The organism is Pseudomonas sp. BF-RE-21, assembly GCF_019947305.1.
Taxonomy (GTDB): domain Bacteria; phylum Pseudomonadota; class Gammaproteobacteria; order Pseudomonadales; family Pseudomonadaceae; genus Aquipseudomonas; species Aquipseudomonas migulae.
On sequence record NZ_JAGYGF010000025.1, the window covers coordinates 12,884 to 35,117 of the forward strand.

Genomic DNA, 22,234 nt, shown 5'->3' on the forward strand with positions numbered 1-22,234 from the left:
CAGGGTGTCTGCGTCGCGCACGAATCTAGTGTGGGAGCGAGCCTGCTCGCGATGGAATCAACGCGGTCTCCCAGGTGTACGCCAACATGCATAACCCCTGCGCCGTCGTGCCCGTCTACAACCACGAAACCGCCATCACCACGGTGGTCGACGCCCTGATTACCTGCGGCCTGCCGTGCATTCTGGTGGACGATGCCAGCAGCCCGGCCTGCGCCAAGGTGCTCGATCGCCTGGCTGAGCGCGAGATGGTCTACCTGATCCGCCTCGCCGCCAACCAGGGCAAGGGTGGCGCGGTCATGACCGGTCTGCGCGAAGCCTCACGCCTGGGCTTCAGCCACGCTTTGCAGGTGGACGCCGACGGTCAACACGACCTGCAAGACGTCGCGACGTTCATCGAACACTCACGCACCCATCCGCGAGAAGTGATCTGCGGCTATCCGCAATACGACGCCAGTGTGCCGAAAGGTCGACTGTACGCCCGCTACCTGACGCACGTGATGGTGTGGATCAACACCTTGTCGTTGCAGATTCGCGATTCCATGTGCGGTTTCCGCGTCTATCCATTGTCACCGACCCTGGCCGTGATCGAATCGGCCAAAGTCGGCAAGCGCATGGACTTCGACTCGGACATTCTGGTGCGCCTGTCCTGGCGCAATCAGCCGATGCAGTGGTTGCCTACCAAGGTGCATTACCCGCTGGACGGCGTCTCGCATTTCCGCATGTTCCACGACAATGTGCTGATTTCGAGCATGCACACCCGGTTGTTCTTCGGCATGTTGCTGCGGGCGCCGGTGATTCTCTGGCGGCGGTGGCGAGCATGAGCAGCAACGTCGACAAAAAGCATTGGGCCGACCGCGAGGAGCGCGGCAGCTTCTGGCTGATGAAGCTCACTGCGTTCGGCGCCAAAGTCCTTGGCCGCCGACTGTTGAGCCCGCTGTTGTACGGCATCGTTCTGTACTTTTTCCTGTTCGGTCGCAGCGCCCGCCGCAGTGCCTGGCAATACCAGCAACGCCTCGCCGACTGGAGCGCTCGCACTGAATTGCGTCCGACCCATTGGCGGGTATTCGGTCAGTTCATGGCCTTCGCTGATTCGATGCTCGACAAACTCGACGTGTGGAACGGCAAGTTGAGCATCGAGCAGATCGAAATCGTCGACCCGGCGTTGCTGCGCAATCAGTTGCGTGGCAGCCGCGGGCAACTGCTGGTGGGCGCACACCTGGGCAATCTCGAAGTCTGCCGCGCACTGGCGGAGATCGGCGAAAAGGTCACGATGAACGTGCTGGTGCACACCAAGCACGCCGAGCAGTTCAATCGTCTGCTGGGCGAAGCCGGGGCCACCAATCTGCGGCTGATCCAGGTCAGCGAACTGGACCCGGTGATCATGCTGCAACTGCACGAGCGCCTGGAGCGTGGCGAATGGCTGGCGATTGCCGGTGATCGCGTGCCGTTGCACGGCGGTCGCAGCGTGACCGTGGATTTCCTTGGCCATCCGGCAAAGTTTCCGCAGGGGCCATGGTTATTGGCCGGTCTGTTGAAATGCCCGGTCAACCTGATGCTGTGCCTGAAGAAACCCGACGGCGATTATCGACTGACCCTCGAACCGTTCGCCGATGCGATCACCTGGAAGCGCAGCGACCGCGAGCAGGTCATTCATCAGTGGACGACCCGCTACGCCGAGCGCCTGGGTCACTATTGCCTCGAAGCACCTCAACAATGGTTCAACTTTTACCCTTTCTGGAAGACCGATGACGACGCCAACGCTTGAGCCGGTAACCTTCGGCGAACTCCCTTTGCGCATCGAAGACGTGCTGGCCCTGGCCAACCGTCAGGTGCCGACGCAGTTGCAGGCTGACCCTGCGTACCGCGAGCGCATCGCCAAGGGCGCACGATTCCTCGATTCCCTGCTGGACAAGGAAGGCGTGATTTATGGCGTGACCACCGGTTACGGCGATTCCTGCGTGGTCGCGGTGCCGCTGCATCACGTCGAAGCGTTGCCGCGTCATCTGTACACGTTCCACGGTTGCGGCCTGGGCAAACTGCTCGACGCCCAAGCCACCCGCGCGGTGCTGGCTGCACGCTTGCAGTCGCTGTGCCACGGCGTGTCGGGGGTTCGCATCGAGCTGCTGGAACGCCTGCAAGCATTCCTTGAACACGACATTTTGCCGCTGATCCCGGAAGAAGGTTCAGTGGGCGCCAGCGGTGATCTGACGCCGCTGTCCTATGTCGCGGCGACCTTGTCCGGCGAGCGCGAAGTGATGTTCCGTGGCGAACGCCGCCAGGCCGCCGATGTGCACCGCGAACTCGGTTGGGAGCCGCTGGTGCTGCGCCCCAAAGAAGCCCTCGCGCTGATGAACGGCACCGCCGTCATGACCGGCCTCGCTTGCCTGGCCTATGCCCGCGCCGATTACCTGCTGCAACTGGCAACGCGCATCACCGCGCTGAACGTGGTCGCGCTGCAAGGCAATCCCGAGCACTTCGACGAGCGCCTGTTCGCCACCAAACCGCATCCGGGGCAAATGCAGGTCGCCGCGTGGCTGCGCAAGGACCTGGCGATCGACGCGCCGACCGCGCCGCTGCATCGCCTGCAAGACCGCTATTCCCTGCGCTGCGCGCCGCACGTGCTCGGCGTCTTGGCCGACAGCCTGAACTGGCTGCGTTCGTTCATCGAGATCGAACTCAACAGCGCCAACGACAACCCGATCATCGATGCCGAAGCCGAGCGCGTGCTGCACGGCGGGCATTTCTACGGCGGCCACATCGCGTTCGCCATGGACAGCCTGAAAAACCTGGTGGCCAACGTGGCCGACCTGCTCGACCGTCAACTCGCGTTGCTGGTGGACGAGCGTTACAACCATGGCTTGCCGAGCAATTTGTCCGGCGCCACGGCAGATCGAGCGATGCTCAACCACGGCTTCAAAGCCGTGCAGATCGGCACCAGCGCCTGGACCGCCGAAGCGCTGAAAAACACCATGCCGGCCAGCGTGTTTTCACGCTCCACCGAATGCCACAACCAGGACAAAGTGAGCATGGGCACCATCGCTGCCCGCGATGCCATTCGTGTGCTGGAGCTGACCGAACAGGTCGCTGCCGCCACGCTGCTCGCCGCCAATCAGGGCGTGTGGCTGCGCAGCAAGGCCGAGGACGCGCGCCCGTTGCCACCGGCCCTTGCTGCCATGCATGAAGAGCTGGCCAAGGACTTCCCGCCGGTCATCGAAGACCGCGCGCTGGAAGGCGAATTGCGCCTGTGCCTGAAACGGATTGCCGAGCAACACTGGAGGCTGCATGCGTAGCAAGGGAGTGCTTCACACCGATACGGAAATCCTCGTGCCGTTCTTTGACGTCGACAGCATGAACGTGGTCTGGCACGGCCATTACATCAAGTACCTGGAAATCGCCCGTTGTGCGCTGCTGGATAAAATCGGCCACAACTACACGGCCATGTCCGAGTCGGGCTATGCCTGGCCGGTGATCGACCTGCAATTGCGCTATGTGCGTGGTGCGGTGTTCGGCCAAAAGCTGAACGTGCGCGCCAATCTGGTGGAGTGGGAGAACCGGCTGAAGATCAACTACCTGATCAGCGACCTGGAAACCGGCGAACGCTTGACCCGCGCCGTCTCCGTGCAGGTTGCAGTCGACATGAGCAGCCGTGAGATGCAATTGGCTTCGCCAAAAATCTTCACCGATGCCGTCGCAAGGGCCCTGTCATGATTTTCTGCCACCCCCGTTCCCCTGTAGGAGCCGGCTTGCCGGCGATGGTCGTTAACGATGACGCTGGACACCTGACTCTGCGCGGCGTTCTCAGGTTTTTCGCGAGCAAGCTCGCTCCTACAGTGTTGTGCGTGTTGCTGGGTATTCCGGGGCTGGCACAGGCGTTTGATCTGCAACAGCTCAGCGATCAACTGGCCAAACCCGATGTGATCCACGGCCACTTCATCCAGGAAAAACACCTGCGCGCCCTGCCCCAGCCGCTGACCAGCAAAGGCACCTTCGTACTCGCGAAAAACCACGGCCTGCTGTGGTTGCTGAAAACGCCGCTGCAACAGGATTACCGCATCACCGGCAAAGGCATTGCGCGACGTGACGCCAGCGGCTGGCAAATGCTGCCCGGCAAGAGTGCCGGCGCCGAGCAGAACCGCTTGTTCCTCGCCGTGCTGCAAGGCGACAGCAGCGGGCTGCAACGGGACTTCGAACTGTCGCTGAGCGGTGAGGCGCAGAACTGGAAACTGACACTGACCCCGCGCTCGCTGCTGCTCAAGCAGGTGTTCAATCAGATCAACATCACTGGCGGCGAATTGGTGAACACCATCGAACTGCTGGAAACCCAAGGCGATAGCACCTTGTTGCGGATGCAGGACAGCACCAGCACCCAACCGTTGAGCGACGCGGAGCAACATGACTTTGCCGAGTGAACGCACGCTTCCACGGCTGTTTCTGATCCTGCTGCTGGCGGTGCTCGCACTCGCCGGTTGGCAATGGCGGGACGGCGCGCCGCTGTCCGCCAACCTGATGGAACTGGTGCCGGGCACGGCGCCGGACGCGCTGGAACTGCGCGCCGAACAACGCATGCAAGAACCGCTGAACCGCGAAATGCTGGTGCTGGTCGGTCACACCGATCGCCAGCAAGCCGTCGCCATGGCGCAGAAATTGGGCGAGCAATGGCAGGCCAGCGGTTTGTTCGAAAAGGTCCAGTGGACCCTGCAAGCCGACTTGCCGGCGCTGCGCACGCAACTGCTGCAAGGCCGGTTGGCGATGCTCTCGGCTGCGGATCGCCAGCAATTGATCGAGCATCCCGACGCGTTCATCCAGCAACGGGTGCAGGCATTGTTCGACCCATTCACCGGTTTCAGCCTGGTGCCGAGCCAGGATGACTGGCTGGGCCTGACCGGGCGCATCCAGAACAGCCAGCCGCAACACGGTTCGGTGCAACTGGACATCGGCAGCGGCGCACTGGTCGCCGATGCTGACGGCAAGAGCTGGGTGTTGCTGCGGGCGCGCACCACCGGCAATGCTTTCGACATGAACCTGCCGCTGCAAGTGGCTGATCTGCTCAAGCACAGCCGTGAAGAAGCGGCCCAGGCTGATGTGCAACTGCTGGCCGCCAGCGGTTTGCTCTACGCGGCCAACGGGCAGCGGCAAGCCACACGCGAGATAACCTGGGTCGGCGGCGGTGCCACCGTCGGCATTCTGTTGCTGTTGTTGCTGGCCTTCCGCCGTTTGCGCGTATTGCTGGCGTTCGTCCCGGTGCTGGTGGGCATGCTGTTTGGCGCGGTGGCGTGCGTGGCGCTGTTCGGCCATATGCATGTGATGACGCTGGTGCTCGGCTCCAGCCTGATCGGCGTCGCGGTCGATTACCCGCTGCACTATTTGTCCAAGAGCTGGAGCCTGAAACCCTGGCACAGCTGGCCGGCGTTGCGCCTGACCTTGCCGGGGCTGACGCTGAGCCTGATCACCAGCTGCATCGGTTACCTCGCGCTGGCCTGGACCCCGTTCCCGGCCCTGACCCAGATCGCCGTGTTCTCCGCCGCCGGCCTGCTCGGCGCCTACCTGTCTGCGGTGTGCCTGTTGCCTGCGCTGCTCAAGGGTTCGGATTTGCGCCCGGCGCAATGGCCATTGCGCGTCGCCGAGTATTTGCTGGCACTGCGCGAAAGGCTGTTGAAAATCGCCCGTACGCCCGTGCTGCTGGTGCTGCTGATTGCCTTCTGCGTGGGCGGTCTGTTGCAGCTCGATACCAAAAACGATATTCGCCAATGGGTCGGCGCACCGCAGCAATTGACCGACGAAGCCCAGACTATTGCGCGCATCACCGGCTACCAACCCACCAGCCAGTTCTTCCTGGTGCGAGCGGCCAATCAACAAGCATTGCTCGAACGCCAAACCGCGTTGAGCGAGCGGCTGGATCAGTTGGTCAATCTGAACAAACTTCAAGGCTATCTGTCGCTGAACCAACTGGTCAGCCAGCCTAGCGAACAACGGCAAGTGCGCGAAGCGCTGAATAAGTTGCCGACGTTCTGGCAACCGCTGCTCGACGTCGGCGTGCCGGTCGAAGCACTGAAAACCGAATTGGCGAAGTTGCAGGCCCTGCCGGTCGAAGACATCGACAGCGCACTGACCGGTCCGCTGGCCGAACCCTATCGCACGTTATGGCTGGGCCCGACCGAGGACGGCGTGGCGGCGATGGTCAGCCTGCAAGGCCTGAACAACCCTGCACTGCTGCGGGTGCAAGCGCTGGACTTGCAGGGGGTGGAACTGGTGGATCGTCTGGGCGAATTGAATAACGTGTTCGCCAAAACCCAGATCAGCGCTGCGGAACTGAAACTCGCCTCCTGCGTGCTGATCGTGCTGGTGCTGATCCTGCCGTTCGGCCTTGGCGGCGCCTTGCGCATCGTCGCCCTGCCGTTGCTGGCGGCGCTGTGCAGCCTCGCCAGTCTCGGCTGGCTCGGACAGCCGCTGACGTTGTTCAGCCTGTTCGGCCTGCTGCTGGTGACGGCGATCAGCGTCGATTACGCGATCCTCATGCGCGAACAGGTCGGCGGCGCCGCCGTCAGCCTGCTGGGCACCTTGCTGGCGGCATTGACCACGTGGCTGTCGTTCGGATTGCTGGCCGTGTCCAGCACGCCAGCGGTGAGCAACTTCGGGTTGTCGGTGAGCCTCGGCCTGGCGTTCAGCTTCATCCTCGCGCCGTGGGCCGGACGGCACGTGCAAGCGGCCACGGTCGCGGAGTCGGCAGCGTGATGGTCGTGTTGTTCTGGGCAATGGCCCTGGCGCTGTTTGCCGTGGCCACGCGTGTCGGGCGCCACTTCGGTTTGATCCCGATCGTCAGCCAATTGTTGCTGGCCACCGTCGGTTTGCCGCTGCTGATGTACTTCTGGATCGAACCTCAATGGCACTTGAGCGGCGCAACGCTGGTCGCTCCGATCTGGCTGAAAAACCTCTACAGCCTGAGTTTTGCGCTATTGCTGGGCTACATCCTCAGCGACGTGATCGACCTGCGCCTGGACCGCCAGAGCCTGAAAATCGCTCTGCCGAGTTTCTGCATTCCGTTCGCCGGCGGGCTCGCGACAGCGATCTGGCTGCTGCCGCCACAACCGTGGATCAGCTCTTTGGCGGTCGGGCTGCTGTTCGCCATTACCGCGATTCCGGTGTTGTACCTGTACCTTCGGCATATCGATTACCCGGTCGCCGCGACCCGGCGCCTGGTGCAAACCGCGATCCTCATCGACCTCACGTGCTGGACCGTGTTCGCCATCGCTCAAGGCAGCCTGCACCTGAGCAGTTTGTTGCTGCCCTTGGTCTGCGCATGTGTGCCCTTGCTGCTGCGGGTGCTCGGCTTGCGCCAGCCACGGCTCTACAGCGGGTGTTTCTTCGCGTTGCTGGTGGTGGCCGAGCACTACAAGCTCAATGCGCTGATTGTCGGCATCGGTTACTTGTTGTGCATGGCCGCGCTGAAGGTGCCGCTGGTGCTGCCAATGCCGGCGGCGTGGATGAATCGCCTGCAGACCTGGATCGCGATCCCGTTGATCCTGACGTTTGGCATCGTGCAGATCAACGTCCACAGCGCCATGGACAGCCTGAGCTGGGCGCAACTGGCTGCGCTGCTGCTGTTCCCGATTGCCAGCAAACTGCTGGGCAACTGGCTGGGACTTGGCTGGGCCGGCGCTTCGTTTGCGGGCGCCAGCCGCTGGCGCGAAAGTGTGCTGCTCAATATTCGCGGCTTGAGCGAGATCGTCTTTCTCAACCTGCTGCTGCAACAACAGCTCATCAGCCCGCCGCTGTACTTTGCGCTGATGCTGATGGGTCTTATCGCGACATTGCTGCCGGCATTGGCCGGCATGCACCGAATCCCTTTGAAAGCTGCCGTCCCGGCAAGGAGCCCCCATGCCAATCGTTGAAATGGAACGTCGTCAGGTAGTGATCATCGGCGCCGGTCCATCGGGCGCCATCGCCGCCGCGCTGCTCAAGCGCAAGGGCCACGATGTGTTAGTGATCGAACGCCAGCATTTCCCACGGTTCTCCATCGGCGAAAGCCTGCTGTCGCACTGCCTGGATTTCGTCGAAGAAGCCGGCATGCTCGAGGCGGTTAACGCTGCAGGTTTCCAGCTGAAAACCGGTGCGGCGTTCGCCTGGGGCGAGCAGTACAGCGCCTTCGATTTCGGCGACACCTTCAGCAACGGCAAGCCGACCACGTTTCAAGTCCAGCGCGCCGATTTCGACAAACTGCTGGCCGATCAGGCCGCGCTGCAAGGCGCGGAAATCCGCTATGGCGAAGCGATCGTCAGCGTCGATATCGAGCGGGAAAAACCGCTGCTCGGCGTGCAGCGCGAGGATGGCAGCGAGTACCGCGTCGAGGCTGATTTCATGCTCGATGCCAGCGGCTACGGCCGCGTCCTGCCGCGCCTGCTCGACCTTGAGGCACCCTCGAATTTCCCGGTGCGCCAGGCGGTATTCACCCACGTCGAAGACCACATCGACCACCCGGGTTTCGACCGCACGAAAATCCTCGTCACCACGCATCCAACCAAACGCGATGTCTGGTTCTGGACCATCCCGTTCAGCAACGGCCGCTGCTCGGTGGGCGTGGTCGCGGCGGCGGAGCATTTTGCCGGTCGTGCCGATAATCTGGACGATTGCCTGCGCGGTTTCATTGCCGAGACGCCAAGCCTCTCCGGCGTGTTGAACAACGCGGTGTGGGATACGCCGGCGCGCACCATCGGCGGCTACTCGGCCAACGTCAAAACCCTGCACGGCCCGGGTTTTGCGCTGCTGGGCAACGCGGCGGAGTTTCTTGACCCGGTGTTCTCCTCCGGCGTGACCATCGCCATGCGTTCGGCGAGCATGGCCGCCGGTGTTCTGCATCGCCAACTGCAAGGTGAACGTGTCGACTGGCAAACCGAGTTCGCCACACCGCTCAAGCGCGGCGTCGACACCTTCCGCTGCTACGTTGAAGGCTGGTATGCCGGGACGTTCCAGGACGTGATTTTCCATCCGGACAGCTCGCCGGACATCCGCCGCATGATCAGTTCGATCCTCGCCGGTTATGCCTGGGATGAACGCAATCCGTTCGTCGCCGAACCGAAACGCCGGCTGCGGATGCTGTCGGAACTCTGTGCAAGGGATGCCACATGAGCTACTTGAGCGACAACTACGTCGAGGAGACGCGCTTCGGGTTCTGGTTCCTGCGTAGCCACACCTGGCAGCACCATGTGCTGCGTGTGGCGATCAATGACCTGCGCAGCCTGTTCAGCGAACCGTTGCCCGCCCATCCGGTGTTGCTGGATGCCGGTTGCGGCCAGGGCAAGTCGTTCCAGTACCTGCGCCAGACCTTTGCGCCACAGCGCCTGATCGGTGTAGACGCCGACCCGCACAGCCTCGACCTGAGCGGTGCAGAAGCCACCCGTCAGGGCATGGACGTGGAGTTGATCGGCAGCGACTGCGCCACGCTGGCCGTGCCGGATGCCAGCGTCGACCTGTTGTTCTGCCACCAGACCTTCCACCATCTGGTGGAACAGGACAAAGCGCTCGCCGAGTTCTACCGTGTGCTCAAGCCCGGTGGTTATCTGCTGTTCGCCGAATCCACCGAGGCTTACATTGATACCTGGGTGATCCGCTGGTTGTTCCGCCATCCGATGCACGTACAGAAGAGCGCCGCCGGGTACCTTGAAATGATTCGTCGCCAGGGTTTCGAATTCGGCCCGCACAACGTGTCTTATCCTTACTTGTGGTGGAGTCGCGCCAAGGATTTCGGCCTGCTTGAACGCTGGGGTCTGCGCCAGCCAAAACCCTTCGGCCAACGGGAAGAAACCCTGGTCAATGTGGTGGCGCGCAAACCGCTTGAAGGTGCTGTGTGATGTCTAGTGCAACTCAAAACTGTAGGAGTGACGGTGCGACGATTCGACCTGCTCGCGATAGTGGTGTGTCAGTCAGCATAAATGTCGACTGTATGGCCGCCATCGCGAGCAGGCTCACTCCCACAGGGTATGCGGTGTTAATGCGATTTCTGCTCATTGGCGCGGTCCTGCTGATCAGCGCCTGCGCCAGCAAGGCACCGCTGCCCGAGCAAACCCCGAACCTGCCGTTGCCGCAGCAATTGCACATCCAGCGTCTGGCGGACGGCCAGCGTCAGGACTGGGTGCTGGTGATTGCGCGTGAAGGCCCGGGCATTCGCTGGTCGATGATGGACCTGCTGGGTATTCCACAGGCACGTCAGAAACTGATCGACGGTCAATGGCAAGCGGACGGCCTGTTGCCGCCCAACCCGGAAGCCCGTGAGCTGTTCGCGGCGTTGGTGTTTGCGCTGACGCCCAAGGATGAATTGCGCGGCAACTACCCAACGGCCTGGCAGCATGGCGCACAACGCTCCCTGCCCGAGTACTGGGAAGTCCGTTATTCACAACCGATGAGCTTTGAATTGAACCTGCCCAAAGGTCCGACGTACCAAGTCACGCCCCTGTCCGGTGAGACACCATGACCGCCTACCTGAACGCCCTCGGGGTGATCTGCGCCCTGGGCCGCGACAAGCACGAAGTCGCGCGCAACCTGTTTGCCGGCGATTGCTCCGGCATGCGCAGCGAGGCCGGCTGGGTGCCGGAACGTTCGTTGCCGGTGGCCGCAGTGCGCGGTGCACTGGCGCCGATCCCGGCGGAACTGGTGAAGCAAAGCACCCGAAACAATCAGTTGTTGCTGGAAGCGGCGCTGCAAATCCGCGGCGATATCGATCAGGCAATCCAGACCTACGGCCGCGACCGCATCGGCGTGATCCTCGGCACCAGCACGTCCGGCATCGATGAAGCCAGCCGCGGCCTGGCCCATTACATCCGCGAACATCAGTTCCCGGACTATTACGACTATCAGCAACAGGAACTCGGCGCGCCGGCGAATTTCCTTGCCGACTGGCTGCAACTCAGCGGCCCGGCCTATGTGATTTCCACCGCCTGCACCTCCAGCGCCCGAGCGCTGATGAGTGCCCAGCGCCTGCTGGACCTGGGCCTGTGCGACGCAGTGTTGTGCGGCGGCGTCGACAGTTTGTGCAAGCTGACCCTCAACGGCTTCTCGGCGCTGGAAGCGGTGTCTGAACAACGTTGCAACCCGTTTTCGGTCAACCGTAACGGCATCAACATCGGTGAAGCGGCGGTGCTGTTCCTGATGACCAAAGTGGCTGGCGATAAACAATCGATTGCACTGCTCGGCAGTGGCGCCAGCTCAGATGCGCACCACATTTCCGCGCCGGAACCGACCGGCCGTGGCGCCCTGCAAGCGATGCGCAAAGCCCTGGGCCGCGCGAGCCTGCAACCCGAACAGATCGGCTACCTGAACCTGCACGGCACCGCCACCCAACACAATGACGCCATGGAAAGCCTCGCGGTGTCGGCCTTGTTCCCGGCCGGCGTACCGTGTTCTTCGACCAAACCGATGACCGGTCATACCCTCGGCGCGGCCGGCGCTCTGGAAGCGGCGTTCTGCTGGCTGAGCCTGAGCGCTGACAATCAAACACATACGTTGCCGCCACATGTCTGGGACGGCCAGCCTGACCCGCAACTGCCAGCCCTGAATTGGGTGACCCCGGCCGATCGCCTGGCGTCCATTGCACCTCGCTACCTGATGAGCAACTCCTTTGCCTTCGGTGGCAATAACGTCAGCCTGATTATCGGAGACGCCCCATGATTGACTGGCCGCTCGCCGAACTGCTGCCGCACGCTGGCGACATGATCCTCATCGATCAGATCCTCGCGTTCGATGACGAGCAGATCCACACCCGCCTCACCGTCAAGCCCGATGGCCTGTTCAACCGTCCCGACGGCAGCCTGCCGGCGTGGGTCGGCATCGAACTGATGGCCCAGAGTGTCGCCGCCTTCGCCGGCTGCCATGCGCGCCAGCGAGGTGATGCGGTGGAGCTGGGCTTCCTGCTCGGCACCCGCAAATTCGAATGCAATGTCGACCACTTTCCCGCCGGCACCGAGCTGACTATCCATGGGCTGCGTTCGCTGGAAGACGACAACGGCATGGGCGTGTTCGAATGCCACATCAACGCCCCCGGCATTCACGCTACCGCCCGTCTGAACGTGTTTCGCCCGCCGCAAGCTGCTCAATATCTTCATGAAACCCCACAAAGCTCGTCACAAGGCTTTTCACAAGGAACGCAGGCATGACTGAATCCGTACTGGTCACCGGTTCCAGCCGTGGCATCGGCCGCGCTATCGCGTTGCGCCTGGCTCAGGCCGGGCATGACATCGTGCTGCATTGCCGCAGCGGCCTGGTTGACGCCGAAGGGGTGAAGGCCGAAATCGAAGCCTTGGGCCGCAACGCACGCATCCTGCAATTCGACGTGTCTGACCGCGCCAGTTGCAAAGCCATTCTCGAAGCCGACGTGGAAAGCCATGGCGCCTATTACGGCGTGGTGCTCAACGCCGGCCTGACGCGTGACGGTGCTTTTCCGGCGCTGAGCGAGGATGATTGGGATGTGGTGATGCGCACCAACCTCGACGGTTTCTACAACGTGCTGCACCCGGTGATGATGCCGATGATCCGTCGTCGCGCTGCCGGGCGAATTGTCTGCATCACCTCGGTTTCCGGTTTGATCGGCAATCGTGGGCAGGTCAATTACAGTGCCTCCAAGGCCGGTTTGATCGGCGCGGCAAAAGCGTTGGCGATTGAACTGGGCAAGCGCAAAATCACCGTCAATTGCGTCGCACCCGGCCTGATCGACACCGCCATGCTCGACGAAAACGTGCCAGTGGAAGAACTGATGAAAATGATTCCCGCACAGCGCATGGGCACCCCTGAAGAGGTGGCCGGCGCGGTGAATTTCCTGATGTCGGCGGAAGCGTCGTACATCACCCGGCAGGTTCTGGCCGTCAACGGAGGCCTGTGCTGATGAAGCGCGTCGTCGTCACCGGCATGGCCGGCATCACCTCACTGGGCAGCGACTGGGAAACCATCGCCGGCAACTTCGCAGCCAACCGCAGCGGCATCCGCCGCATGGACGAGTGGGACCGTTTCACCGAGCTCAACACGCGCCTGGCAGGTCCCATTGATGATTTCAAAGTGCCGAGCCACTGGACCCGCAAACAACTGCGCAGCATGGGCCGCGTCTCGCGCCTGGCTGTCGGCGCGGCGGAACAGGCATTGGCCGATGCCGGTTTGCTCGGTGACCCTTCGATCAAGGACGGGCGCATGGGCGTCGCGTGCGGCTCGTCCACCGGCAGCACCGACGAAATCAAGGCATTTGGCAACATGCTGCTCAACTCGGTGGCCGAAGGCCTGAACGCCAACTCCTACGTGCGCATGATGCCGCACACCACGGCGGCCAACATCAGCATCTTCTTCGGCCTCACCGGCCGATTGATCCCGACCTCCAGCGCTTGCACCAGCGGCAGTCAGGGCATCGGTTATGCCTACGAATCGATCAAGTTCGGCCGCTTGCCATTGATGCTCGCCGGCGGCGCCGAAGAGCTGTGCCCCACCGAAGCCATGGTCTTCGACGCGCTCTACGCCACCAGCCTGAAAAACGACGCGCCGCAGACGTCACCACGCCCTTACGACAGCGCTCGCGATGGCCTGGTGATCGGTGAAGGCGGCGGCATGCTGGTGCTGGAAGAGCTCGAACACGCGCTGGCACGCGGCGCACACATTCACGCCGAACTCGTCGGCTTCGGCAGCAACGCCGACGGCCAGCACACTACCCGTCCAGAGCAGGCCACCATGCGCCGCGCGATGGAGCTGGCCCTGGAAGATGCTGGTTTGCAGCCATCGGACATCGGCTACGTCAACGGTCACGGCACCGCGACCGAACAGGGCGACATCGCCGAAACACTGGCGACCAGCAGCCTGTTCGGCGAACACATGCCGATCAGTTCACAGAAGAGCTTCCTCGGCCACACCCTCGGCGCCTGCGGAGCACTGGAATCCTGGTTCAGCATCGAAATGATGAACCGCGATTTGTACGCGCACACCTTCAACCTCGATGAGGTCGATCCGCACTGCGGCAAGCTCGATTACCTGCGCGGCGAGTTTCGGCAGATGAGTAATCAGTATGTGATGAACAACAATTTTGCGTTTGGCGGCGTCAACACCTCGTTGATCTTCAAGCGCTGGTCGTAACGCAATCCCTTGTAGGAGCCGGCTTGCCGGCTCCTACAGGTTTACGGGTGTGACGATGTTGTGGGGTCATTCAGCTCGATAGAGACGTCTCAGGAAACGTCCCACAACTGCTACTGAAAAAATGCAAAATCTGTAGGAGCCGGCTTGCCGGCGATAGCGGATTGTTATTCAACATCGATGTCGCCTGATATTCCGCCATCGCCGGCAAGCCGGCTCCTACAGGTTTGCGGGTGTGACGATGTTGTGGGGTCATTCAGCTCGATAGAGACGTCTCAGGAAACGTCCCACAACTGCTACTGAAAAAATGCAAAACCTGTAGGAGCCGGCTTGCTGGCGATTGCGGTGGATCAGTCGACATCAATGCCAACTGACAATCCGCGATCGCCAGCAAGCCGGCTCCTACAGGTTTGTGTCGTTCATGACTTGAGGGGTTCGACCTTACGCGTCAGCAGGTCCACAAACGCCTTGGCCATGGGGGATTTCTGATCCTTGCGCTGTACCAGCCACACCGCCGAAACCGCTGCAGGGTCGAGCAGAGGTCGGTACACAACGCCATCAATCCGCATCCGCTGATAAGACGCCGGCAGCACCGACACGCCGAGCCCCGCCGCCACCAACCCGATAATGGTCATCGCCTCACCCGCCTCTTGCGCGAAGTGCGGGCTGAAACCGGCGTCCCGCGCCAGGCTGAGCAATTGTGCATACAGACCACTGCCATAGCTGCGTGGGAAAAATACGAACGGTTCGAGGGCCAGAGCTGACAGGAATATTCCCTCTTCACTGTCCTGCACCAGCGGATGTTTGGAGCTGAGCACGGCCACCAGCGGCTCGCGCATCAACTCCACCACGCTGAGCGAATCCGGCAAACCCAACGGCCGCATGATCCCGACTTCGATCGACTCGTCCACCAGCGCTTCGGCCACCTGAGTGCTGCTCATTTCCCGCAGGTTCAGGTGCACCGCCGGGAACCGCTGGCGGAATGAAAAAATCGCCTGGGGAATGGTCGAGTTGAATGGCGCCGATGAAGTGAATCCGATCTTCAATTCCCCCAGCTCACCCAACTGCGCCCGCCGCGCCACATCCGCCGCCTTGTCGACCTGCGCCAGCACCAACCGGGCTTCTTCCAGAAACAATCGCCCGGCCTCACTGAGCTCGACCCGACGATTGGTACGCTCGAACAATCGAGCACCGACTTCCTGTTCCAGCGCCTGAATCTGCTGGCTCAGCGGCGGTTGCGAGATGCCCAGCACCTGGGCGGCGCGGCCGAAGTGCAGTTCTTCGGCGACGGCAATGAAGTAGCGCAGGTGACGCAATTCCATGAAAACTCCATTAGGTCGTAAAACCTCTCAAACAGGTCGAACAATATATTGGATTGAATCATTAGGCAGCTATATGCTTTTTTCATTGCCTGACCGGCTGCGTTCCCCCGAGGTCTGAAGTGAAAACTGCTGTCGCCCCACTCGCCCATGAAGTTCCGCCCGCCGCGCTGGACGATGCCGTCTCTGAACTGAAGGAGATCTACATCGAAAAGGGCACGCCGATGTTCATGCGCACGGTACTGGCGCTGTTCTCCGGCGGCTTTGCGACCTTCGCGCTGCTGTATTGCGTGCAACCGATGATGCCGCTGCTGTCCCACGAATATTCGATTAACGCGGCGCAGAGCAGCCTGATTCTGTCGGTGGCCACGGCCATGCTCGCCATCGGCCTGCTGATCACCGGGCCGATCTCCGACCGGGTCGGGCGCAAACCGGTGATGGTGGCGGCGCTGTTTGCCGCGGCGCTGTGCACCATCGCCAGTTCCATGATGCCGAGCTGGCACGGCGTGCTGGTGATGCGTGCGTTGATCGGGTTGTCGTTGAGTGGCCTGGCGGCGGTCGCCATGACCTACCTGAGCGAAGAGATCCACCCGCAACACATCGGCCTGGCGATGGGCCTGTACATCGGTGGCAACGCGATTGGCGGGATGTGCGGGCGTTTGATTACCGGGGTGTTGATCGACTTCGTCAGCTGGCACACGGCGATGCTGGTGATCGGCGGCCTGGCACTGATCGCGGCGGCGGTGTTCTGGAAAATCCTCCCCGAATCGCGCAACTTCCGCGCCCGCTCGCTGCACCCGCGCAGCCTGCTCGACGGTTTCACCATGCACTTTCGCGACGCCGGTTTGCCGCTGTTGTTCTTAGAAGCGTTCGTGCTGATGGGCGCGTTCGTCACGCTCTTCAACTACATCGGCTATCGCCTGCTGGCCGAGCCGTACCACATGGACCAGGCCTTTGTCGGGCTGCTGTCGGTGGTGTACCTGTCGGGCATCTACAGCTCGGCGAAAATCGGTTCGCTGGCCGACAAACTCGGACGCCGCAAAATGCTCTGGTCGACCATCGTGCTGATGCTCGCCGGCCTCGCCCTGACCATGCTCACGCCGCTGCCCGTGGTGATCATCGGCATGCTGATTTTCACCTTCGGTTTCTTCGGCGCGCACTCGGTGGCCAGCAGCTGGATCGGCCGCCGCGCCACGAAAGCCAAGGGTCAGGCATCGTCGTTGTACTTGTTCAGTTACTACGCCGGGTCGAGCATCGCCGGTACGGCGGGCGGTGTGTTCTGGCACCTCGGCGGGTGGAACGGGATTGGCGTGTTTATCGGTGCGCTGCTGGTGGTGGCGTTGCTGGTTGCGTTGAAACTGGCCCGCCTGCCGCTGCTGCCGGGGAACGGTTCGACTACCTGAGCACCACTCGCGCCTCAAGCACCGCATCGCGCTTTTCCAGGGTCAGCGATTGCAAGGCGACGCCGTCACGTTCGGTGCGGTCCAGCCATTGCAGCAACGCCTTCGCGTCGCCGCTGAGGGTCAGGCGCAACACGTCGTTGTCGGTGTCCATCTGATGGATCTCAAGCCCCGCCGCCGTGGCGCTTTCGCTGACACGCAGCGACAACGACTGATGGCTGACGACGGGCGGGGGGCTTCGCGGTTGTGCCCGTTGCAGTTGCGCAGACACGGCCAGTTGCTGTTGGTGCTGGCGTTCCATGGTTTCCAGGCGTTGGCGTGTCGGTTGCCAGATCAGGCTGAACGCCACGACAGCCAATAAAAATGCGCCCATGGCCAGCAACAGTCGTTGCTCGCGAAGGGACAGCCGTTGCCAGGCCGCTTTCATGTTCGGTCCTCCACTGTCAGGGTCGCCTGTACGCGGTCGCGCTCTTTGCTCGCACTGTCGAGCCGCAGTGGCACGCCTTGTTGTCGCCCGCGTTCGCGCAGTTGTTCCAGCTCGGCAAAGCTGTTGGCGCTCAGCTGGATTTTCCAGCCATCGCCGGCACGAAACTCAATACGCCGGACCTCGACATTGCTTGCGCCAATCACCTGCTCGACCAGCGTCACCAGCTCGGCGACGCGTGTGCGCTGCGGCTCGGCGGTCTGCTGTTGTAGTGCGTTGAGCTGCGTTGCCAGATCGACGATGCGGCTCTGCTCGGGGTAAAGCGTCTTGAACCGTTGCTCGTTCTGGCTGTAGAGCCTGCGTGTTTCACTCTCCAGAAAATGGATTCGCGCAGCGCTGGCGCCCCAGGTCAGCAACAGCAACGTCAGCATCGTCAAACCGCCGAGGCGCCAGGGCAGACGTTTGTTGCGCAGGGCGAATTCGCCTTGCAGCAGATTGATGGCCTGCGCGGGACGGTGGGCCAGGTATTGATCGACATCCGTCGCACCCTGACGCTCGTCGACCCATTGAATCCCCGCGGGCAAGGCCGGTCCCAGCAACGTCAACCCGTCGTCCGTCAACGTCAGGCGGGCCGGTAGACCTCCGCCAACCAGCCATCGACCGAACCACCAAACACCGAGTGCCTGATCCAGGGGCAAGACATCGGCATCGACGAACACCGAACGCACCTCGATGCCCTCTTCGGCCAATAACGCGAGCATCGCGGCAAACCGCTGACGGTCGATCACCATGACCGGATAACGCCCTTCCTGATCGCGAGCGCCGATGCTCAGGTGCAGCTTTTCCAACGCCTCGCTCAATTGATCTTCCACGGCAAACGCGACGGCTTGCGCGCCGGGCTGGCGTTTGGAAGGCCACGGATCGCTGCGCACCCAACTGCACAATTCCATGGGCAGCAGCACATCGACCGCCTGCCCGCTCAGCACCTGTGCCGCTTGATTCAAGGGCATGGACTGGCGTTGCGCAGTCGAGGACCAGACGCAGCAAGGCCAGTCTGCCGACGGTTCGCCCAGGCCCTCGGCGGTCAGGTAAAGCCAGGTATTCATCGCGGCATCTCGTGGGCAGTCGAAGGAAGAAGGCGTCGTTGCAGGACGTTGAGTTGGTGGGTGTCGGCGTCGCGTTCGACCTCCGTGGCCAGCCGCAATCGGCGCTGCCCCTGAGTGACCTGCACCGTGATGCGGAACCAGCGGCTGCCGGTGCCAAGTCCATGACTGCTCAGGCCTGCACCGGAGAGCAGCGGGTCTTGCGTAAAGGCCTGAACGCTGGCCCATCCCGTCGTCGAAGCCTGACGAACCAGCGCCGCAGCCGTGGTCGCGTCCACGTCATCGAGCGTCCTCAGCACCAACGCCGGGGCCGTGTTGACGTTCAGCGTTGCGTGGCCGGGCAACATCGCCACCCAAGGCTCAAGTTGACGCAGCACATGAGCGTCAACCCCCGGCAGCAGGCGCAGTTGGCTCAGTTCTCGGAACGCGCCCACCTGAGCAAGTTGCAGCGGTGGGAGATCCAGCACGTCGAGCAAGCGCGCCCAGCGGTTGAGGGTGACTTGGTCGGTCTGCCCCTGAGTCAACAATGCGTTGAGATTGAAGCGCCCGGCGAGGTCCTCGATATCAACGCGGATCTGCGCGTCTTCGACGTCGAAGTCGGGTGTCATGCGCGCCCAGTCCTGGGTCAGGTCGACGGTTTTTTGCGAGCCCTGCGCCGCGTCCCGCAAGCGCAAAAGCGCCCAGCTTTCCCCCGCAACGGCGAGTTGGCGCATTTGAATGTGCTGCAGGGCCTGGCCGCTGCTGTGCAGCGACAGGCGATGGCTGCGCAGCAAGCCGCTGGTGATCAACAACGCCAGACTCATGACCAGCAACACGCTGATCAACGCGATGCCGCGTTGATGCCTCCTCATGGCAACGCGCCGGGCAACAGCAATACCCGACGAATCGCCTCGAAACGACCCGTAGAGAATTGCACTTCCACCGCCATCGGCCGCTTCACGCCCCGCCCGGATGGCCAATCGCGGCTCCAACCGGACTGTGCATCAAACACCCGCCAACTCAAGTCTCGAACATCGCCCAGCAGCTTTTGCCGCTGCACGCTCGGCACCCCCTCCCCCTGACTTTCACGCCACAGCGTGCCGTTATCGAGTCGATAGGTCAGCAACTGGCGCTCGCTGCGCGGCTGGTCCAAAGGGTTGCGCCAATGGCTACGCTGCAACTGCAACACCGATTGCTGGAGCACGACAGGTTGATCGGTGGCGTGCAGCACATCCCGCTCGATCACCGCCACCGCCCGTTGCAGGCTTCGAAACTCACGCTCATGCGCCGTCGTCCCTCGTTGCACGCGCACCACGCCATCGAACAGCCCCCAACTGGCCAGGCCCAGCAACGCGAAGATCGCCATGGCGATGACCAGTTCCAGCAAGGTGAAACCGCTCTGCTTATTCATCACGATGAGGTATCCAGCCACTGGCGCGGTGTACGGTGTGCTCACGCCCGGAAAGGCTGACGTCAACATCGACCTTGAGCAGGCGCGGGTCAGGCGAAACGCTGATGCGCTGGCGCAGCAACCAGTCGCGGCGATCCATCGACACGATCCGTTGTTGCAGGTCGAGGGGCCATCCGGTTTGCAGGCGCAGTTCATTCAGATGGTTGTCTGCCAGCCACGCGGCGAAGAGCTTTTCCTCGACCGCGCCGGTTTGCCTGACCACGTATTGGCTCGCCGACAGCACGGCAGCCGCCAGCGTCGAAAAGATCGCCAGGGCCACCATGATTTCCAGCAAGGTGAAGCCACCCATGCGTGAAGCAAACGGCCGGCTAGCCATCGATCACCACCTGGCCAAGGCCATCGCTGGACAGGCTGAGCCACGTCTTTTTGTCGCTGCCAAACGTCAGCGTAAAGACGCTGGTTTCATCGTTGCTGAACATCAGCACCTGAGGGGGGCCATCGTCGGCGCCAAGGGTTACCGGATGACCGTCCTGCTCAAGCCGTAGCCGCAAATTTTCGGGCCATCGATAAAAAGCCGCCATCGGTTCCCAGCCCTGAACATCGAGCCTCATCACCCGATAACCCTCGACACTCAGCCGCAAGCCGAACTCCTGGCCATCGAGCACTGCGCGTTCGCGCAACTGTTGAATCACGCCCACGATCCCGTGCGCTTCCTGCCGGGCCTGACGCGCCGGATTCGACCCGGTAGCGAAGCTCACCATGCCCAATAGCACACCGATCAAAACAATCACGATCATCAGTTCGAGCAAGGTGAATCCCCGACAACGCTGGCGCATGATTCAGTCGCCCCAGTTGCCGATATCGGCCGCATGCCCTTCGCCACCCTTCACGCCATCGGAACCGAGGGAATACAAGTCATAGCCGCCGTCCACTGAATGCACACCGGGATTGAGGTACTGATAGGGCGTGTTCCACGGATCGACCGGCAGGCTTTTCAGATAACCCTGAGGGTTCCAATTCCTCGCCGCCGGCAGGCCGGAAGGTTGTTTGCTCAAGGCTTCCAGCCCCTGCTGTGTCGAGGGGTAGTTGAAGTTGTCGAGGCGATACATTTCGAGGGCCGTGGCGATGGCCTGGAGATCAATTTTGCTGGCGGTGACTTTGGCCTGGTCGGGGCGGCTCATGAACTGCGGCACCACGATGGCCCCCAGCACGCCGATGATGACGACCACCACCATGATTTCGATCAGGGTAAAACCGCGCTGAGCGCGAGGACTGTTTCTCTGTGCAGCATTCATGGGTCAATTCACCAATTGGTTGAGGCTGAGAATCGGTAGGAGGATGGCCATGACGATCAGCAGCACCACGCCGCCCATCAACACCAGCATGGCCGGTTCAAAAAGGCTCACGACCAGTGCGATACGCGCCGCCAGGCTGCTTTCCTGCTGCTCGGCGGCCCGCACCAGCATGCGATCGAGTTCACCGGCGCGTTCGCCGCTGGCGATCATGTGCAGCATCATCGGCGGGATGTCGCCGCTCAGTTCCAGACCGCGAGTCAGCGTTCCACCTTCACGGACCGAGCGTGCGACATCGGCCATGCGGCTGCGGATGGTCAGGTTGCCGATGACGGCCGCCGCGATCTCCAGCGCGTCCACCAATGGCACTGCACTTTTGCCGAGGATTGCCAGCGTGCTGGCGAACCGCGCGGCTTCCATCGCCCGCAGCACCTCGCCCATTACCGGCAGTTTCAACGCGAGACGATGCCAGCGCAGGCGCCAGGCCGGCTGGCGCAGGCTCCAGCGCCAGAGGCCGAGCAACGCCGCCAGCACGCCCATCAACAGCAGAAAGTGATTGCGCAGCCCATTGCTGAGGGCGATCAGCGCCTGTGTCAGCCAGGGCAACGGCTGGCCACTGTCGACGAAGATCTTCACCACGTCCGGCACCACGTAGCCGAGCAGAAAACCAACAATCGCGACACTGGCCAACATCAGGATCAACGGGTACACCAGGGCCATCTGGATTTTCTGCCGCGACGCCTGGCGGGCCTGGGTGTAAGCGGCCAGTTGTTCCAGCACATGCCCCAAGTGACCGGAACGTTCGCCAGCCGCGACGGTGGCGCGGAACAATTCGGGGAACGCCTTGGGAAATTGAGCCAGCGCCGTCGACAGGGCATGACCTTCCATCACCCGACTCCTGACCGCCGACAACAGACCGGCAACCTTGCGCTTTGCGCTCTGCTTCGTCACCGCTTCAAGGGCTTCCTCCAGAGGCAGCCCCGCCTGAACGAGGGTGGACAGCTGCAAGGTCAACAGCGCCAGATCCGCCGCGCTCAGACGTCCGCTGCGAGGCTGCGCCCCCGTGTCGCCACCTGCCCTGACCTCGCTCAACTCACGCGGCCACAAGCCGCGTTCACGCATCAGTTGCCGGGCATGTCGCGGGCCGTCGGCCTCCAGTCGGCCTTTGCAGCGTCGGCCCCGGGCGTCGTCAGCGCGGTAATCGAACGTCGGCAC

At 62.3% G+C, this 22,234-nt stretch carries 24 protein-coding genes; 15 read left to right on the forward strand and 9 right to left on the reverse strand.

The features are described from left to right. The first annotated feature begins 86 nt into the window (after window positions 1–86). Genes KGB25_RS17300 through KGB25_RS17365 form a run of 14 tightly spaced genes read left to right on the forward strand, consistent with a single transcriptional unit; the run spans window position 87 to window position 14,094 of the window. Entirely contained in the window at window positions 87–821 is a 735-nt protein-coding gene (locus KGB25_RS17300; protein ID WP_008025129.1) for a glycosyltransferase family 2 protein, read from the forward strand. After that, window positions 818–1,765 (forward strand): glycosyl transferase, encoded by a 948-nt coding sequence (locus tag KGB25_RS17305; protein WP_223435984.1) that lies wholly within the window; start codon window positions 818–820, stop codon window positions 1,763–1,765. The genes KGB25_RS17300 and KGB25_RS17305 overlap by 4 nt, the downstream gene beginning before the upstream one ends. After that, window positions 1,746–3,290 (forward strand): histidine ammonia-lyase, encoded by a 1,545-nt coding sequence (gene hutH, locus KGB25_RS17310; protein ID WP_008039899.1) that lies wholly within the window; start codon window positions 1,746–1,748, stop codon window positions 3,288–3,290. The genes KGB25_RS17305 and hutH overlap by 20 nt, the downstream gene beginning before the upstream one ends. Further along, complete coding sequence (locus KGB25_RS17315; RefSeq protein WP_008025135.1) at window positions 3,283–3,708, forward strand: acyl-CoA thioesterase; 426 nt, start codon at window positions 3,283–3,285, stop codon at window positions 3,706–3,708. The genes hutH and KGB25_RS17315 overlap by 8 nt, the downstream gene beginning before the upstream one ends. After that, window positions 3,705–4,409: an outer membrane lipoprotein carrier protein LolA gene (locus tag KGB25_RS17320; RefSeq protein WP_223435986.1), complete on the forward strand. Its 705-nt coding sequence runs from the start codon at window positions 3,705–3,707 to the stop codon at window positions 4,407–4,409. Before KGB25_RS17315 ends, KGB25_RS17320 begins: the two co-directional genes overlap by 4 nt. Next, entirely contained in the window at window positions 4,393–6,732 is a 2,340-nt protein-coding gene (locus KGB25_RS17325) for an MMPL family transporter (RefSeq protein ID WP_223435988.1), read from the forward strand. Before KGB25_RS17320 ends, KGB25_RS17325 begins: the two co-directional genes overlap by 17 nt. Beyond that, window positions 6,732–7,889, forward strand: a complete 1,158-nt coding sequence (locus KGB25_RS17330) for a hypothetical protein (protein ID WP_008025140.1) — start codon at window positions 6,732–6,734, stop codon at window positions 7,887–7,889. Before KGB25_RS17325 ends, KGB25_RS17330 begins: the two co-directional genes overlap by 1 nt. Beyond that, on the forward strand, window positions 7,876–9,123 hold the full coding sequence (locus KGB25_RS17335) for an NAD(P)/FAD-dependent oxidoreductase (RefSeq protein WP_192226876.1): 1,248 nt from the start codon (window positions 7,876–7,878) through the stop codon (window positions 9,121–9,123). The genes KGB25_RS17330 and KGB25_RS17335 overlap by 14 nt, the downstream gene beginning before the upstream one ends. Next, a complete protein-coding gene (locus KGB25_RS17340; RefSeq protein WP_008025142.1) occupies window positions 9,120–9,845 on the forward strand; it encodes a class I SAM-dependent methyltransferase in 726 nt (241 codons plus the stop codon). Before KGB25_RS17335 ends, KGB25_RS17340 begins: the two co-directional genes overlap by 4 nt. Next, window positions 9,845–10,465: a hypothetical protein gene (locus KGB25_RS17345; RefSeq protein ID WP_223435990.1), complete on the forward strand. Its 621-nt coding sequence runs from the start codon at window positions 9,845–9,847 to the stop codon at window positions 10,463–10,465. The genes KGB25_RS17340 and KGB25_RS17345 overlap by 1 nt, the downstream gene beginning before the upstream one ends. Next, complete coding sequence (locus tag KGB25_RS17350) at window positions 10,462–11,658, forward strand: beta-ketoacyl-[acyl-carrier-protein] synthase family protein (protein ID WP_223435992.1); 1,197 nt, start codon at window positions 10,462–10,464, stop codon at window positions 11,656–11,658. The genes KGB25_RS17345 and KGB25_RS17350 overlap by 4 nt, the downstream gene beginning before the upstream one ends. After that, complete coding sequence (locus KGB25_RS17355; RefSeq protein ID WP_008039908.1) at window positions 11,655–12,143, forward strand: hotdog family protein; 489 nt, start codon at window positions 11,655–11,657, stop codon at window positions 12,141–12,143. Before KGB25_RS17350 ends, KGB25_RS17355 begins: the two co-directional genes overlap by 4 nt. Then, complete coding sequence (gene fabG / locus KGB25_RS17360) at window positions 12,140–12,868, forward strand: 3-oxoacyl-ACP reductase FabG (protein WP_008039909.1); 729 nt, start codon at window positions 12,140–12,142, stop codon at window positions 12,866–12,868. Before KGB25_RS17355 ends, fabG begins: the two co-directional genes overlap by 4 nt. Continuing rightward, entirely contained in the window at window positions 12,868–14,094 is a 1,227-nt protein-coding gene (locus KGB25_RS17365) for a beta-ketoacyl-ACP synthase (protein WP_008039910.1), read from the forward strand. Before fabG ends, KGB25_RS17365 begins: the two co-directional genes overlap by 1 nt. A gap of 416 nt (window positions 14,095–14,510) precedes the next feature. Here KGB25_RS17365 and KGB25_RS17370 read toward each other — a convergent pair whose 3' ends face one another. Continuing rightward, complete coding sequence (locus KGB25_RS17370) at window positions 14,511–15,413, reverse strand: LysR family transcriptional regulator (protein ID WP_008025158.1); 903 nt, start codon at window positions 15,411–15,413, stop codon at window positions 14,511–14,513. A gap of 167 nt (window positions 15,414–15,580) precedes the next feature. Here KGB25_RS17370 and KGB25_RS17375 point away from each other — a divergent pair, with 167 nt between their 5' ends. Next, window positions 15,581–16,813 carry an MFS transporter gene (locus KGB25_RS17375; protein WP_225609813.1) on the forward strand — a complete coding sequence of 411 codons (1,233 nt, stop codon included), beginning with the start codon at window positions 15,581–15,583 and terminating at the stop codon, window positions 16,811–16,813. Here the strand turns inward: KGB25_RS17375 and gspM are convergent. Genes gspM through gspF form a run of 8 tightly spaced genes read right to left on the reverse strand, consistent with a single transcriptional unit; the run spans window position 16,806 to window position 22,234 of the window. Then, on the reverse strand, window positions 16,806–17,237 hold the full coding sequence (gene gspM, locus KGB25_RS17380; RefSeq protein ID WP_223435994.1) for a type II secretion system protein GspM: 432 nt from the start codon (window positions 17,235–17,237) through the stop codon (window positions 16,806–16,808). The genes KGB25_RS17375 and gspM overlap by 8 nt on opposite strands. After that, window positions 17,234–18,340: a type II secretion system protein GspL gene (gene gspL, locus KGB25_RS17385; protein ID WP_223435996.1), complete on the reverse strand. Its 1,107-nt coding sequence runs from the start codon at window positions 18,338–18,340 to the stop codon at window positions 17,234–17,236. The genes gspM and gspL overlap by 4 nt, the downstream gene beginning before the upstream one ends. Further along, window positions 18,337–19,188 (reverse strand): type II secretion system protein GspK, encoded by an 852-nt coding sequence (locus KGB25_RS17390; RefSeq protein WP_223435998.1) that lies wholly within the window; start codon window positions 19,186–19,188, stop codon window positions 18,337–18,339. Before KGB25_RS17390 ends, gspL begins: the two co-directional genes overlap by 4 nt. Further along, on the reverse strand, window positions 19,185–19,727 hold the full coding sequence (gspJ, locus tag KGB25_RS17395) for a type II secretion system minor pseudopilin GspJ (protein WP_223436000.1): 543 nt from the start codon (window positions 19,725–19,727) through the stop codon (window positions 19,185–19,187). The genes KGB25_RS17390 and gspJ overlap by 4 nt, the downstream gene beginning before the upstream one ends. Continuing rightward, a complete protein-coding gene (gene gspI / locus KGB25_RS17400) occupies window positions 19,720–20,103 on the reverse strand; it encodes a type II secretion system minor pseudopilin GspI (RefSeq protein ID WP_223436003.1) in 384 nt (127 codons plus the stop codon). The genes gspJ and gspI overlap by 8 nt, the downstream gene beginning before the upstream one ends. Continuing rightward, the gene (gspH, locus tag KGB25_RS17405) at window positions 20,096–20,563 is read right to left on the reverse strand and encodes a type II secretion system minor pseudopilin GspH (protein WP_223436005.1); all 468 of its coding nucleotides are present in this window, start codon (window positions 20,561–20,563) and stop codon (window positions 20,096–20,098) included. Before gspH ends, gspI begins: the two co-directional genes overlap by 8 nt. A 3-nt stretch (window positions 20,564–20,566) precedes the next feature. Then, window positions 20,567–21,022, reverse strand: a complete 456-nt coding sequence (gene gspG, locus KGB25_RS17410; protein WP_008041838.1) for a type II secretion system major pseudopilin GspG — start codon at window positions 21,020–21,022, stop codon at window positions 20,567–20,569. Window positions 21,023–21,025: 3 nt separating this feature from the next. After that, window positions 21,026–22,234 carry a type II secretion system inner membrane protein GspF gene (gspF, locus tag KGB25_RS17415; RefSeq protein WP_223436007.1) on the reverse strand — a complete coding sequence of 403 codons (1,209 nt, stop codon included), beginning with the start codon at window positions 22,232–22,234 and terminating at the stop codon, window positions 21,026–21,028.